At 54.1% G+C, this 14,251-nt stretch carries 13 protein-coding genes; 6 read left to right on the forward strand and 7 right to left on the reverse strand.

The window, feature by feature from the left end; all coding sequences use genetic code 11:
- Positions 1-38: 38 nt before the first annotated feature.
- The 3 genes from ACJJIT_RS18595 to proC form a co-directional block, all read right to left on the reverse strand.
- Positions 39-2,006 carry a dynamin family protein gene (locus ACJJIT_RS18595; RefSeq protein ID WP_252084164.1) on the reverse strand — a complete coding sequence of 656 codons (1,968 nt, stop codon included), beginning with the start codon at positions 2,004-2,006 and terminating at the stop codon, positions 39-41.
- A gap of 150 nt (positions 2,007-2,156) precedes the next feature.
- Complete coding sequence (locus ACJJIT_RS18600) at positions 2,157-2,765, reverse strand: YggT family protein (RefSeq protein WP_252084163.1); 609 nt, start codon at positions 2,763-2,765, stop codon at positions 2,157-2,159.
- Positions 2,766-2,828: 63 nt separating this feature from the next.
- Positions 2,829-3,662, reverse strand: a complete 834-nt coding sequence (gene proC, locus ACJJIT_RS18605) for a pyrroline-5-carboxylate reductase (RefSeq protein ID WP_444899292.1) — start codon at positions 3,660-3,662, stop codon at positions 2,829-2,831.
- Between the two features lie 142 nt (positions 3,663-3,804).
- Here proC and ACJJIT_RS18610 point away from each other — a divergent pair, with 142 nt between their 5' ends.
- The gene (locus ACJJIT_RS18610) at positions 3,805-5,808 is read left to right on the forward strand and encodes an alpha/beta fold hydrolase (protein ID WP_444899293.1); all 2,004 of its coding nucleotides are present in this window, start codon (positions 3,805-3,807) and stop codon (positions 5,806-5,808) included.
- Between the two features lie 59 nt (positions 5,809-5,867).
- On the opposite strand, the gene ACJJIT_RS18615 is transcribed toward ACJJIT_RS18610, so the two are convergent.
- Both ACJJIT_RS18615 and ACJJIT_RS18620 read right to left on the reverse strand, forming a co-directional pair.
- The gene (locus ACJJIT_RS18615) at positions 5,868-6,152 is read right to left on the reverse strand and encodes a hypothetical protein (RefSeq protein WP_252084160.1); all 285 of its coding nucleotides are present in this window, start codon (positions 6,150-6,152) and stop codon (positions 5,868-5,870) included.
- Between the two features lie 72 nt (positions 6,153-6,224).
- The gene (locus ACJJIT_RS18620; RefSeq protein WP_444899294.1) at positions 6,225-6,929 is read right to left on the reverse strand and encodes a YggS family pyridoxal phosphate-dependent enzyme; all 705 of its coding nucleotides are present in this window, start codon (positions 6,927-6,929) and stop codon (positions 6,225-6,227) included.
- 69 nt (positions 6,930-6,998) lie between these two features.
- Between ACJJIT_RS18620 and ACJJIT_RS18625 the strand changes: the two genes are divergently transcribed.
- The 4 genes from ACJJIT_RS18625 to ACJJIT_RS18640 all read left to right on the forward strand — a co-directional run bounded on the left by ACJJIT_RS18625 (position 6,999) and on the right by ACJJIT_RS18640 (position 10,844).
- Complete coding sequence (locus ACJJIT_RS18625) at positions 6,999-8,033, forward strand: type IV pilus twitching motility protein PilT (RefSeq protein ID WP_252084158.1); 1,035 nt, start codon at positions 6,999-7,001, stop codon at positions 8,031-8,033.
- A gap of 47 nt (positions 8,034-8,080) precedes the next feature.
- Complete coding sequence (locus ACJJIT_RS18630) at positions 8,081-9,232, forward strand: PilT/PilU family type 4a pilus ATPase (RefSeq protein ID WP_152450611.1); 1,152 nt, start codon at positions 8,081-8,083, stop codon at positions 9,230-9,232.
- 247 nt (positions 9,233-9,479) lie between these two features.
- Positions 9,480-10,229 (forward strand): SDR family oxidoreductase, encoded by a 750-nt coding sequence (locus ACJJIT_RS18635; protein WP_444899295.1) that lies wholly within the window; start codon positions 9,480-9,482, stop codon positions 10,227-10,229.
- A gap of 6 nt (positions 10,230-10,235) precedes the next feature.
- A complete protein-coding gene (locus ACJJIT_RS18640; protein ID WP_444899296.1) occupies positions 10,236-10,844 on the forward strand; it encodes a LysE family translocator in 609 nt (202 codons plus the stop codon).
- Between the two features lie 3 nt (positions 10,845-10,847).
- Here the strand turns inward: ACJJIT_RS18640 and ACJJIT_RS18645 are convergent, their stop codons facing one another.
- Together ACJJIT_RS18645 and ACJJIT_RS18650 are read right to left on the reverse strand one after the other, a co-directional pair.
- Positions 10,848-11,588 (reverse strand): LytR/AlgR family response regulator transcription factor, encoded by a 741-nt coding sequence (locus tag ACJJIT_RS18645; RefSeq protein WP_444899297.1) that lies wholly within the window; start codon positions 11,586-11,588, stop codon positions 10,848-10,850.
- Entirely contained in the window at positions 11,585-12,655 is a 1,071-nt protein-coding gene (locus tag ACJJIT_RS18650; protein WP_444899298.1) for a sensor histidine kinase, read from the reverse strand. Before ACJJIT_RS18650 ends, ACJJIT_RS18645 begins: the two co-directional genes overlap by 4 nt.
- 176 nt (positions 12,656-12,831) lie before the next feature.
- Between ACJJIT_RS18650 and argH the strand changes: the two genes are divergently transcribed.
- Positions 12,832-14,250, forward strand: coding sequence for an argininosuccinate lyase (argH, locus tag ACJJIT_RS18655; protein WP_444899299.1), 1,419 nt, complete (start codon positions 12,832-12,834; stop codon positions 14,248-14,250).
- Position 14,251 lies beyond the last annotated feature (1 nt).

The following is a 14,251-nucleotide window of genomic DNA, read 5'->3' on the forward strand; positions in this document are numbered from 1 at the left end:
CTGCAACTTATGACAATTAGCAACCGCCGGCGAGAGTGTTAAGTCGTCAGAGCTGGTTTCAGTGGGGTGACATTGTGCGCGCGCGGCGCTGGCGCCAAAGGCTGTGGTGCCGAAGTACTGTAGCGCAGCAAGTCCTCCAGTGCCGACAGGGCCCGATCATTGCGCAGTACCTCGTCCTCTAGGGTACGCAAATCGGTGTGCCGACTTCGGGTTTTCTGCTTCAGCTCGGTCAATTTGATCAAGTGCCGATTCAGAAGATGTTTTTGGTATTGCGTATGTTGCTTGAGAGGTTCCAGAGCCTGCTCAAGCCAGTTTTCTGCCGCGGCACCCATTTCGCTATAAAGGCGCCCTACCTCACTGGCCAGGGTCGTAACAAAACGCTCGCTCAAACGGTTGCGCCGCGCCAGTAAAAGCTGTGGGGAGCGTCGCAGCTGGGCCGCCTGGCGGTGTAAGCCGCGCAGGGTGATACGGAATTGGCGAATGGTGAAGTACTGTTCGGCACTGTCCACCTTCTTCAGGCTGGAACGCTCAAAAATCGCATCCAACAGTCGATTCGCCTGATCCACTTCCCGCTCTAAAGTGGCTAACTGGCAATCGACTCCCTCCATAAAAGTATCGATGGCCTTGGCAAGCCCCATGGGTGTCCAACGCTTATGCAGCGCCTTACTGGTTTCATCAACCAACCGTTGCAGCTGTTGTATGGTAATAGGCGCGAGTAGGGCCGTACTCTGCCGCATTAGCATGCGCTGGCTGGACTTCAGAGTGAGTAACTCCTGATGGCAGAGCTTATGTTGCTCACGTACAGTCTGCTGCAACTGGCCCAACTCGGTCAGTTGCTCCTCAGTGCTGGCACTATTGCGCTGCAAATGCATCAGCGCGGCACGGCCGCTGTTGAGCCGGCGCTTGAGCAGATCGCGGGTATCCGCCATCAACGTCAGGGCCTGGTGCAGAGAGCGGTGTTCCGCCACTTTTTGGCGGTGCTCCAGCAAACGTTGAACCAACAGCTTTTCAAAATCAGTAAAACAGCTGTTGCGCAAAAGTTCGACATCCTGCTGTTGACGCGCCAACAGGGCCATTTTTGCCGAGACTCCGGTGACACTCTCCTGTGGCAGGGACAGTAATTTTGCGACCTGAGAACGCATGCGCCGCAACAGTTGCTGCGCATCTTCATCTGGATCATCCCAAAGAACATCCACTTTATTCAACAACGCCATAACTGGAGTGCCGCGATGTTCGCGCAGAGGGGCCAGGTGGGTCTCCCACATATTCATATCAGTGCCACTGACACCGGCATCGGCGGCCAGCAGAAATGCGACTGCCTGGGCGCCAGGCAGTGTGCTCAGAGTCAGTTCCGGCTCATTGCCCAGAGCGTTGAGTCCCGGTGTGTCAATAATCCGCAGGCCTTGATCTAGCAGTGGATGTGGCAGGCAGATCAGCGCATAGCGCCAGGCGGGAATTTCCACCAAATTGCCTTTGTCATCCAGGTGGCGGCGATCGAAGCCATAACGCGCAGCCTCCTCCGGCAACACCGATTTGGTGGCGGCCACTTTTAGTAAAGCTTCGCGGGTCGCATCGGGATTATTGGCGTCGAACTCGTGCGTGACCCACTTCTGTGGAATTCGCCGGAAGCTCTCAAGGCTGGTATTGGTCGCCAGGGTCTCAATGGGCAACAGGCGCAGGCTGGCGCGCTCTCCGCCATCGCTAAAGATCTCCGTTGGGCACATGGTGGTGCGGCCGGGTTTGGAGGGTAGCAGCCGCTGGCCGTAGGTCTGTGCCAAGAGGGCATTGATCAGCTCGGTTTTGCCACGGGAAAATTCTCCCACAAACACCAAGGTGAACTGATCATCGCTGAGAAGCGCACGGGCCTGTTGTACAACTTGGCAGGCGCCGGCAGAGTTGGGGAAATGCTGCTGTAACCACTGACTGAACTGGGCGAATTGTCGATCCAGATTCTTTTTCCAGCGATCGTATTCAGAGATATGTTGGCGTAGGAGTGCGTCTTCCATTTCACAGTATTCTTGTAATTTATACTCTGCTGGCTACCGACCCAAAACACTCAAAGCTGAGTTGGTCCGGTAGCCGTTAGTATAAAAGTCTAACACTGCGCCAAATGCGATCCAGTGCGCGCGGTGGAAGAAAAGCGCACAGTAGTCAATTTAAAAACCGGGGATATGCCAGAAAAGGCTGTAAACAAAGCGCGGCATATTGGCCATACTGGCAAAGCCTAATAGCAACTTATCCGCCACAGTAAGTAGAATAAACACGAAGATAGGGCTGATATCAATCACCCCCAAGGGCGGAATCAAGCGGCGTACCGGTGCGCAGAAAGGCTCTAGCAACTGGCGCAGTAGCATCAGTGCTGGGTGGCTGCTCTGCGGAGCGATCCAGCTGAACACAATGGAGATCAGCATTCCCACAAACACGACCGCAATCACGGTAGCGACACAGCCGATCAGAGACCACAGCAGTGCACTCAGGGGATTGAAAAGACCAAATCCGGCAAACGCACCGCAAACCAGTATCATCACTAGACCCACCAGCAAGGCCAGCACTACCGAGGCCATATCCACGCCGAAGAGACCCGGCACTACCTTGCGCAGGGGCAGTAGTAGCGGATTGGTAACTTTAACGATGCCCTGAGAAATCGGGTTATAGAAGTCTGCCCGGGCCAACTGCAGCAAAAAACGCATCAATACCGCAAATAGGTAGAGGATACCCAGGGTAGCCACCAGGAAAACACCGATGTTGCTGAAGGTACTTGTCATTGAAAATCCCTAAAGAGTGATCAACTCGCGGCGCAGCCTGCACCATTTATTGTGTTGATAAGTTTATTGGTCCAGTTCGCGAGCCATTTCTGCAGCGCGCTCGGCACAATCGCGCATGGCATCGGCCACCAACTGCGGCAGGCCGCCCTGCTCAAAGCGCTGCACAGCGCGCTCGGTGGTACCACCCGGCGACATCACATTGCGCTTCAACTGAGCTACATCTACATCACTGGTCATGGCCAGTTTGGCGGCGCCCAGGGCAGTTTGCAACACGAGGCGCTCGGCATCGGCGCGGGCAAAGCCACTGGCTGCGGAGGCGTCGATCATCGCCTCCATAAACTGAAAGAAATACGCCGGCGCCGACCCTGCCACAGCGATCACCTGGTCGATGCCCTCTTCTTTATCCACCCATAGGGAGATACCTACTGCGTTAACTATACGCGCAGTAATGGCGCGATGCTCCGCAGTTACCGCCTCGTCTGCAAACAACCCTGTCACCCCACTCTGTACTAGAGCCGGCGTATTGGGCATAGCGCGTACAATCGGCAGATGCTCCCCCAACCAGCGCTGGTAGGCAGCCAAGGGAATACCTGCGGCCAAAGTAATAATCAGCGGCTTGCTCCCTTTCAGGTGGGGGCGCAAATCCATGCACAGATCGCGCATCACCTGGGGCTTTACCGACAAAACGATGACATCTGCGCCATCAATCGCATCGATATTATCACTGTGCACCACGGTATTGTGGCGCTTGGCAAACGCCTCAAGTTTGAGGGGATCACGCCCGGTAGCCACAATTCTATCGGCCGGGTATCCCGCCGCCAGCAGGCCACCGATTACCGCACCGGCCATATTTCCGGCACCGCCGATAAAAACAATTTTGGGATTTGTTGCAGTCACTTGGGTTACCTCGGCGAGCATTCGCCTCATTCTCTGTGAGTTTTACTGGCTGTTATACCCCGCAGGGATTCCGATAATATGTGGTCGCTCAATTCCAATAACAAGAGAAGCGCGCCCGAGCGCGCTAGCCAAGGAGAACACAATGTTGAAATGGCGCTATTTGGTGACCGCCGCAATGCTCAGCGCGGCTGCTGTTGCCCATGGAGTGGAGACCCGCACCGAGAACAATGGCCAGCTGCAGTTACAGGACATTCCCCCAATCCCAGCGAGCCTGGTGGAAGAGCTCGACCGCTACCAGAATGTGCGCTCAGCCAGTTTTCGCGGCTGGGATATGGAAGGCAGCGGTATGTATATCAGTACCCGCTTTGGCGAGGTAAACCAGCTGCACAAGGTAGAGCGCGCTGGAGGAGCCCGCCGCCAGCTGACTTTTTTTGACGAACCAATTGGGGAAGTACTTACCCGCCCCCAGCACCGACAGCTGGCCTACACAATGGACGCCGGCGGCAACGAATATGCGCAGATTTTCCTATTTGACAGTGCCAACGGTAAGAGCAAGATGCTCAGCGATGGCGAATCTCGCAATGGTGCCATTCTTTGGAATAAGCAGGGCTCAGCCCTGGCTTACCAAAGCACCCGTCGTGACGGTAGGGCCAACGATATCTGGATGACTACGATTGGCGACAAGAAAAATGAAGATCGCCTGATACTAAAATCGGAGGATGGTAGCTGGTGGGGACCCAGTGACTTCTCTCAATCCGGCAGCCAGCTACTGGTTCTGCAATATATTTCTTCCACCCGCTCTAAAGTTCACCTGTTGGACCTGGACAGCGGCGAAATAACATTGCTCTCCGGTGATGATGAAAAAGACTCTCGCAACTTTCCCGCCGGCTTTAGCTACGACGACCGCTCCATATACCTGGTTAGCGATAAAAATGGCGAGTTCACCCAACTGATCCGCAAAGATCTAGCCAGCGGCGATGAGAAAATTATTAGCGCCGGTATTCCCTGGGATATCAGCAGCTTTGTCCTTAGTGAGGACGGCCGCCGCGGTGCTTTCGTGTCCAACGAGAACGGCATGTCGGCACTGTACTTGTACGATCCGCGCAATGATCGCTACCGCAAAGTCGACACACTACCTATTGGTGTGATCGGCGGTATCGAGTTCAACCCCAGCGGAGACAAGTTAGCGTTATCACTGAACACCCCCAAAACCCCCACTGATACCTTTGTTTTGGATCTGGGCCGGCGCCCCCTATCCAGTGGCGATCTGAACCGCTGGACATTTAGTGAGGTGGGCGGCCTGGATACCGAGCAATTTATCGAGCCCAAGCTGGTGCACTACCCCACTTTCGATAAGGTAAATGGCGAGCCACGCAAGATTCCCGCCTTCGTCTACAAGCCGCGCGATATAAAGGCACCTGTGCCGGTCATTATTTCCATTCACGGCGGCCCCGAAGCTCAGTACCGCCCACTATTTTCCAGCAAGTACCAACTGTGGTTGAAGAAATTGGGGGCTGCAGTGATCGCTCCTAATGTGCGCGGCTCCGCCGGCTACGGAAAAAGTTACCTGGCCATGGACAACGGCTACAAGCGTGAAGATTCGGTGAAAGACATTGGCGCGCTATTAGACTGGATCGCCACCCAGCCGGACCTGGATGCCAAGCGGGTTGCCGTCTTCGGGGGTAGCTACGGCGGCTATATGGTACTGGCCAGCAGCGTCCACTATTCGGATCGCCTAAAAGCGGCTGTGGACATTGTCGGTATCTCCAATTTTGTCACCTTTCTCACCAATACCAAGAGTTATCGCCGGGACCTGCGTCGTGTGGAATACGGTGACGAACGCGATCCGCAAATGCGCGAATTCCTGGAAGGTATCAGCCCTAACAACCATGTGGAGAAAATCCAGATCCCCATGTTTGTGGTGCAGGGAAAAAACGACCCTCGCGTCCCCGTCACAGAAGCGGAACAGATCGTGACGGCACTGCGAGAAAGCGGTAACCAGGTTTGGTACATGAATGCGTTAAATGAGGGGCACGGCTACCGTAAAAAGGAAAACAATGATGTCTTCACCCAGGCTACCGCATTGTTTTTTGCCGAACACTTGCTCGACGAAACACAGAAGGAAAAACTGACTTTAGTTGAGTAGTGCCAAAGGCTCTTATAAATCGTAATGCTTAATAAACGGCCCAGTGGGCCGTTTATTTTTTAAGGCCTTAAACTCAATGTTTCCACAACAGCGATCAGGTTGAGCGCTATGGCAAGTATCCACAACCAGTGCCGGCTCTCAGGCCACAGGGCCTGGGAGACGGTGCGGTCTAAGAAATTGGTGATCAGTGTGACCTTAGGTAGCGCAAAGGAAAGCAGGCAAAGAAAAGCCAGCCATTCCAAGGCCATCCAGGTCACCAGCAGGGTGTGCGCCATAGACAGGGAAATCACTGCGCATAGCGTCAACCCCAGCAATATCACTTCGAGAGTCCCTGAGCGTTTCATTGGTCTCTTACACTTTCCCCACGAACTCAGCCCTAGAACTTCGGGCAAGCGTTCGGATAAAAATAGGATCTTTCATTCAGAGTAATTGCGCGCGCCAAAAATATCTGTGCCGATGCGCACAATGGTCGCACCGCAGGCAATCGCCGCCTCCATATCAGCAGACATACCCATGGAAAGTGTATCCAGCTCCTCGTTGGGAAATAACACTTGCAGAGAATGCAGCAGGCGCGCCATCTCTAAAAAAGGTTGGTGTTGCGCCTGTACTGTCTGTCGCGCCGCGGGGATCGCCATCAAACCACGCAGGCGCAGCCCCGGCAATTGCACTACTTCCCACGCCAGTGTCTCCAAATCCTGTGGAGCTATGCCAGACTTGCTCTGCTCATTATCGATATTGACCTGCAGACAGATATTGAGGGGAGCCAAATTAGTTGGCCGCTGGGATGATAGACGCTGGGCGATCTTCAGTCGATCCACCGTATGCATCCAATCAAAGTGCTCGGCTACCGCGCGAGACTTATTCGACTGCAATGGCCCGATGAAATGCCAATGGATATCCAGATCTTGTAGGGCATCCTGTTTTTCCAGGGCTTCCTGCAAATAGTTTTCGCCAAAGTGTCGCTGACCGGCCGCATAGGCGATACGCAAATCCTCCGCTGGGCGGGTCTTGGAAACCGCCAGCAGAGTGATTTCTGCAGGATCGCGATCGCAGTTGTTGCAGCAGGTCACAATCCGCTCACCTACTGCATTCAGGTTTTCGACGATTGTCGCTTTGCGCATATACTGAGGCCCTTACCGAAATGAGTGGCGATTTTACCTGAGCCCAAACAAGAACCATAAGGTAGCAGTATGGATATCACTGAACTCCTCGCCTTTAGCGCCAAACAAAACGCTTCGGATCTGCACCTCTCCGCAGGCCTTCCGCCGATGATCCGTGTGGATGGCGACGTGCGCCGTATCAACCTGCCGGCCATGGAACACAAGCAAGTGCACGGCCTGATCTACGAGATCATGAACGACAAGCAACGTAAGGACTACGAAGAATTTCTCGAGACCGACTTCTCTTTCGAGGTACCTGGTGTAGCCCGCTTTCGTGTGAACGCCTTTAACCACAACCGCGGTGCCGGTGCCGTATTCCGGACCATTCCCTCCAAGGTTTTAACCATGGAGGATCTGGGCATGGGCCAAGTTTTCAAACAGATCTCCGATACTCCGCGCGGCCTGGTCTTGGTCACAGGGCCCACCGGCTCCGGTAAGTCCACCACCCTCGCCGCGATGATGGACTATATCAACGACAACAAATACGAGCATATCCTCACCATTGAGGACCCAATCGAATTCGTGCACGAATCCAAAAAATGCCTGGTGAACCAGCGCGAAGTGCATAGAGATACCCACGGCTTCGCAGAAGCATTGCGCTCGGCCCTGCGTGAAGACCCGGATATCATTCTGGTGGGGGAGATGCGTGACCTGGAAACTATTCGCCTGGCATTAACCGCAGCGGAAACCGGCCACTTGGTATTCGGCACCCTACATACCACTTCCGCCGCCAAGACTATCGACCGGGTAGTGGATGTGTTCCCGGCACAGGAAAAAGCCATGGTGCGTTCCATGCTATCGGAATCCCTGCAAGCAGTAATCTCGCAGACACTACTGAAGAAAAACGGCGGTGGCCGTGTCGCTGCCCACGAGATCATGCGCGGCACTCCCGCAATCCGCAACTTGATCCGCGAAGACAAAATCGCGCAGATGTACTCCGCCATCCAGACTGGTGCCAGCGTTGGTATGCAGACCATGGACCAGTGCCTGGAAGACCTGGTGGCGCGACGTATCGTCAGCCGCGAAGTCGCGCGGGAAAAAGCCAAGATGCCAGAAAACTTCTAAGCATTAACGGCCCCTCTTCAGTCAAAAAATAATACGCGGTAACAATCATGGATATAGAAAGACTCCTACAGCTGGTAGTAGAGAAAGGTGCATCGGATCTGTTTATCACCGCCGGCGTACCGCCTTCCATCAAACTGCACGGCCGCGTAGTGCCTTGCAGTAGTAGTGCCCTCACCCCAGAAAAAGCCCGTGAGCTAGTAGTGGGCACCATGAATGAGAAACAGCGCCGTGAGTTCGCCGAAAAAAAGGAATTAAACTTTGCCATTGCGGTACGCAACGTGGGCCGTTTCCGGGTGTCGGCTTTCTTCCAGCGCAACTTGGTGGGTATGGTGCTGCGACGCATCGAAACAAAAATCCCCACCATTGACGGCCTCGGCCTGCCGGATGTACTCAAAGATCTGGCCATGACCAAGCGCGGGCTGATTATTTTTGTAGGTGCCACCGGTACCGGTAAGTCCACCTCCCTAGCCTCGATGATCGGCCACCGCAATGAGAACACCAAGGGTCATATCATCACCATTGAGGACCCGATCGAATTTATCCACCAGCACCGCGGCTGTATTGTGACCCAGCGCGAAGTGGGTCTGGATACCGACTCCTTCGAAATCGCCTTGAAGAACACTCTGCGTCAAGCGCCAGATGTCATCCTGATTGGTGAGGTGCGCTCCCGCGAAACGATGGAGCATGCCATTGCTTTCGCCGAAACTGGTCACCTGTGCCTGTGTACACTGCACGCCAACAATGCCAACCAAGCCCTCGACCGGATCATTCACTTCTTCCCGGCAGACCGTCACCAACAGCTGTTTATGGATCTGTCCCTGAACCTTAAGGCCATGGTTGCCCAGCAGCTGGTACCAACACCGGATGGCGATGGCCGCCGCGCCTGTCTGGAAATTATGATCAACACGCCGTTGATGTCAGACCTGGTGCGCAAAGGCCAGGTGCACAAGATGAAGGAGTTGATGAAACGCTCCGGCGAACAGGGCATGCAGACCTTCGACCAGGCGCTGTATGAACTCTACGATCGCGGCGAAATTACTTACGAGGACGCCCTCGCCCACGCCGACTCCGCCAACGACTTGCGCCTGATGATCAAGCTTAAGTCTGAATCCGATGCAGAGTATTTAAACAGCGCAGCCGGCGAGTTGAGTCTACAAAATGACTCTGAGTACGGCGATGGTGGGCCGCAACTTTACTAAGGTTGCTACTTAGCTATCCAAGAACCGTTTACAGAAAAATCAACGCCCTAACACCTGTAAACGGTTCTCATCTAAAAAAACCGCTTTTAATTTCCCGATAAGTCTACAGCAAGCTGCGCTCAATAATTTACGAGCTGCTTTATTCCAAGATACTCAGGGCCCCAACCTACTATTTGACTTGGGGAACAATATTTCCTTACCCTTCTCCTCCCCTCACCGAATTACTCACTTCATCGCGGCCATAGAAATGAAAAATAAAGTTGCCTTGATAACCGGAGGCAGCCGGGGAATCGGTGCCGCCACAGCAAAACTACTGGCTCAACGTGGATATCAGATTGCCATCAGCTATCGGGAACGAAGGAAGCAAGCGGAAGACCTAGTAAATGAACTTCAATCTTTGGGCGTTACTGCAATAGCGGCACGTGCCGATATCACTTCAGAAGTTGAGATTATTCGTCTATTCGAAAAGGTTGACCAAAATCTCGGCCCGATTAACAGCTTGGTAAACAATGCCGCAATCATTAAACCGCAGATGCGTGTTGAATTAATGGATTCTCAGCGTATCAACGAGATCCTTCGGACCAATATCACCGGTACATTGCTCTGCTGTCGCGAGGCGATTAAGAGGATGTCAACAAAAAGCGGGGGCAGCGGAGGAACCATTGTCAATATCTCATCCGCCGCCAGTCGTTCAGGGTCACCTAATGAATATATCGATTACGCGGCTAGCAAAGGTGCTGTAGATACTCTAACCATCGGACTCAGCCAAGAAGTCGCCGGTGAGGGAATTCGAGTGAACGGCGTAAGGCCGGGTTTTATTTACACGGAAATGCATGCTGATGGCGGCGAACCAGATAGAATTGAGCGAGTAAAGTCTGCAATTCCACTCAAACGCGGCGGGCAAGCCGAAGAAGTGGCTAAGGCAGTGGCCTGGCTTCTCAGTGACGAATCAACCTTTACAACCGGCTCATTTATTGATGTCGCAGGTGGAAGATAAGAATATATGTTTGAAGCACTTTTTTCCCTTGTTGCAGCAACAGCTCTGCTACTTGGCTCCCCCGGTCCCGCACCACTCGCGCTGGCCGCTTCTGGGGCAACTTTTGGGATCAGGAAAAGTAGCCATTTTCTTATCGGTATCCTACTGGGACTAAGCGTTGCAATTATGGGCGCAACCGCCGGGATAGCGGCCCTGCTGGCAACCTGGCCCAAGGCGCGCTTTGCCGTACAACTTTGCGGGGCTTTGTATATTGGCTATATCGCCATAAAAATTGCCACAGCCCCGGTAATGGAGAAAAACCCATCAGCGGAAACTCAAGCGCCATCACTGTTGGATGGGTTTATTTTTAATCTACTCAACCCCAAAGCTTATGCCGCCTTCTTTGCCATCTTTTCCCAATTTTTACTGCCAATTGAAGAAAGCAACTTAAGTTACATTGCTACCGGAATGGTCTGTTTGATAGTCGCGGCTGTGGTCGATTTTATCTGGCTATGTCTGGGAGGAAGTTTGCGGTCAGTTTTTCATAAACCTAAACAGGCACGTCTAATCAGAGTTTGCTTTGCCCTGCTGATGTTAACGGCTGTGCTAATCGTTTTCCTGCGCGGAATGGTTTAGCTACTAGCAAATCTCCGTGATCAGGTTTTTTACCGAAGACAGCATACGCCGGCTTACCAATGGGGCTTGTGTTACCCCTTCCAGCTCCACCCGATAATTCGCTCCGTCTCTGCGTAAGCCTGTAATAAATGCTACTGCCACCAGTGCACTGCGGTGCACTCGAACAAAGCGCTCGGCAAATTCGCTTTCCAACTCTTTTAATGACTCATCAAGAATCGTCTCACCGGCAGGGTGATGGGCCACCACATATTTGCTGTCGGCAACCAAACAACGAATGCTGTCCACTTCCAATAGCTCGACCCCCATACGGCTCACCGCTTTGATACGGCTGCGACCGCGATCCTTCTCGTCACCACTAACAAGTTTTTGTTGGGGTTTATTGAGGCACTGCACCTTTGCCAGCGCTTGGCGCAACTGCTCCACGCTGACAGGCTTGAGTAGATAACCCACCGCGGCGGTGGCGAAGGCCGGCAGGGCGAACTCATCGTGGGCAGTGCAAAAAATTATCGCGGGTGGGCACTCGCGTGTGGAAAGCTGCTGGGCAAGTTCTAAGCCGCTGCCGCCGGGCATTTCTATGTCGAGCAAGACCAGATCTGGGTCCAGTATCTGCACCTGTATCAACGCGGATTCAATATCCGCCGCTTCACCAACAGGAATACAATTTTCGATTGTAGACAACTGCCGCTGCAGGCGCGCGCGGGCCAGGGGTTCATCATCGACAATCAGGACTCGCAACTGGGTCACTCCATCACCTCAGTATCTCTACTGGAATTTATGGTCGGTTTTGTTTCACGCTGAACCACCTCCCGGGGAAACAAGGGTAGTTGTAGGTGCACTCGGTAGTGGTCCTCCACCCGACCGGCGGTAAACTTGAAGCGATCACCGTAATAGGCGGCAAGGCGCTGACGAATATTCTCCACTGCCATACCGTTGCTTTCCTTGGTGAAATGCACAGTTTCTGCCGGAAGTGGGTTTTCAATATCAATGTACAGAACACCGCCTTCGGTTTTCACGGCCACAGTAATTGTGCCGCCCTCACGCAGCTGTGCCACACCGTGTAAAACGGCATTCTCAAGCAATGGTTGCAACAACATGCTGGGTACTTGTATATCCTCCAAAGTACCCTGCTGCTGCCACTGCTGCTGCAAACGCTCGCCCAGGCGCAGAGCCTCAATCTCCAGATAACGTTGGGACAATTGTATTTCCTGCGACAGCGGCACCAGCTTTGGGTCGGCGAGGCTGGCCCGAAACAACACGCACAAATCTTCCACCAAACGCTCAGCGCGATCTGGGTCTACCGCGATCAGGCTGGCCAGGCTATTCATGCTGTTAAACAAAAAATGCGGTCGTATGCGCGATTGCAACGCCTCGATACGCGCGCCCAGTTCCGCCTGTTGCTGGTTGTATAACTGCTGTTGTAAATAGGCGTAGCGCAATACCACCCCGGCGCAGATAGCCCCAAGGAGACAATCACTAGCCAGTCCCCACCAGTCGAAATCCGCCTGCAGCAATAGAGCACGCACATAGCGCTGAATCCCCATTACTAATCCAAGCACGCCCAACACCGCGATAAAGCTGATAGCGCCGGCATGTTTGTGGGGTAACTTGGCTAGATAGGGGCGCAGCCGGCAAAGCACGGCGGCACAGGGCAATATCACCCACTGAATCACCAGGGACACTAGGCCAAGGCGCTGCCAACTGAAGTCGTGCAGCCCGTCCAAGGCGAGCACCAGAACCAGGGCCAGCAATTCTCCCATCAACACCAATGCGGCCAGGGCGGTGACACTGCATAAATCCGGAAGAAAAGGCACCTGCCTGCAAAGCGCAGAATCCTTGCTATCAGTGTCAGTTTTTCGAATTTTCTGCGATATAATGCCCGACGGCCTGGGAAATGACATGCAGTTGTTATTCTTGATTGTCCCTATATTCAAAGCGCACGATACCACCAAGCTCCCCGGCCTTTCACCTCACTGCAGCCAGGAAAACCATGAGCAACGACAAACCCGACTCCGTCACTAATCCCGCCGCCAAACTCTGGGGCGGCCGTTTCAGCGAAGCCACCGACGCTTTCGTAGAGCGATTCACTGCCTCTGTCACCTTCGATCAGCGCATGGCGCTGGAAGATATTCAGGGTTCCCTCGCTCATGCACAGATGCTATCCGAGGTTGGGGTATTGAGCGGTGATGAATATCACCAGATTGCCGATGGCCTGAAAGAGATCGCAGTGGAAATTGAGGCGGGTGACTTTCCCTGGTCGGTGCAGTTGGAAGATGTGCATATGAATATCGAGGCGCGCCTGACCGAACGCATCGGTGCCACCGGTAAAAAACTGCACACTGGCCGCTCCCGCAACGACCAGGTCGCCACCGATATCCGCCTGTGGCTGCGCGGCCGCATCGACCGGATCGGCGCCGAATTAACCCGACTGCAAACCGGGTTGGTAGACCTGGCCGAACGCGAAGCCGATACCATTATGCCCGGCTTTACCCACCTGCAGAGTGCGCAGCCAGTGACCTTCGGCCACCACCTGCTGGCCTGGAATGCCATGCTCAGCAGGGATTTCGAGCGCCTGATGGATTGCCGCAAACGAGTCAATCGCTCGCCCCTGGGTGCCGCAGCACTGGCCGGCACCAGCTACCCAATCGACCGCGCGCGCACTGCCGAACTGCTGGGCTTCGATGCTCCGACCGAGAACTCCCTGGACTCGGTGAGCGACCGGGATTTCGCCATTGAATTCTGCGCCTTCACCGCCCTACTGCTCACCCATCTTTCCCGCGCCAGCGAGGAACTGGTGCTCTGGGCTTCTAGCCAGTTCGACTTTATCGACCTACCGGATCGTTTCTGCACCGGCTCATCAATTATGCCGCAGAAAAAAAACCCGGATGTGCCCGAACTGGTGCGTGGCAAAACCGGCCGTGTGAACGGCCACCTAATTGCACTGCTGACCCTGATGAAGAGCCAACCACTGGCCTACAACAAAGATAATCAGGAAGACAAAGAGCCTTTATTCGACGCTGCCGATACCGCACTGGACTGCCTGCGCGCCTTTGCGGATATGGTGCCCGCACTCAAGGCAAAAAAAGAAAATATGCTGGCGGCAGCTGCCAAGGGTTTCTCCACTGCCACCGACCTGGCGGATTACCTGGTGCGCAAAGGCATTGCCTTCCGCGATGCCCATGAGATCGTCGGCCAGTCGGTTTCCTTTGCCATTGAGCAGCAGAAAGACCTAGCGGAGCTGAGCTTAGAACAGCTGCAGCAATTCTCTGCTGATATCGGTGCGGATGTCTTTGAAGTGCTCACCCTGGAAGGCTCGGTAGCCGCCCGTAACCATATCGGCGGCACCGCTCCCGACCAGGTTCGCGCTGCCTGTGCACAAGCACGAGTGCAAATTGAAGGGCGTCATTAAG

The organism is Microbulbifer mixtoriginis (SeqCode) (assembly GCF_052467515.1).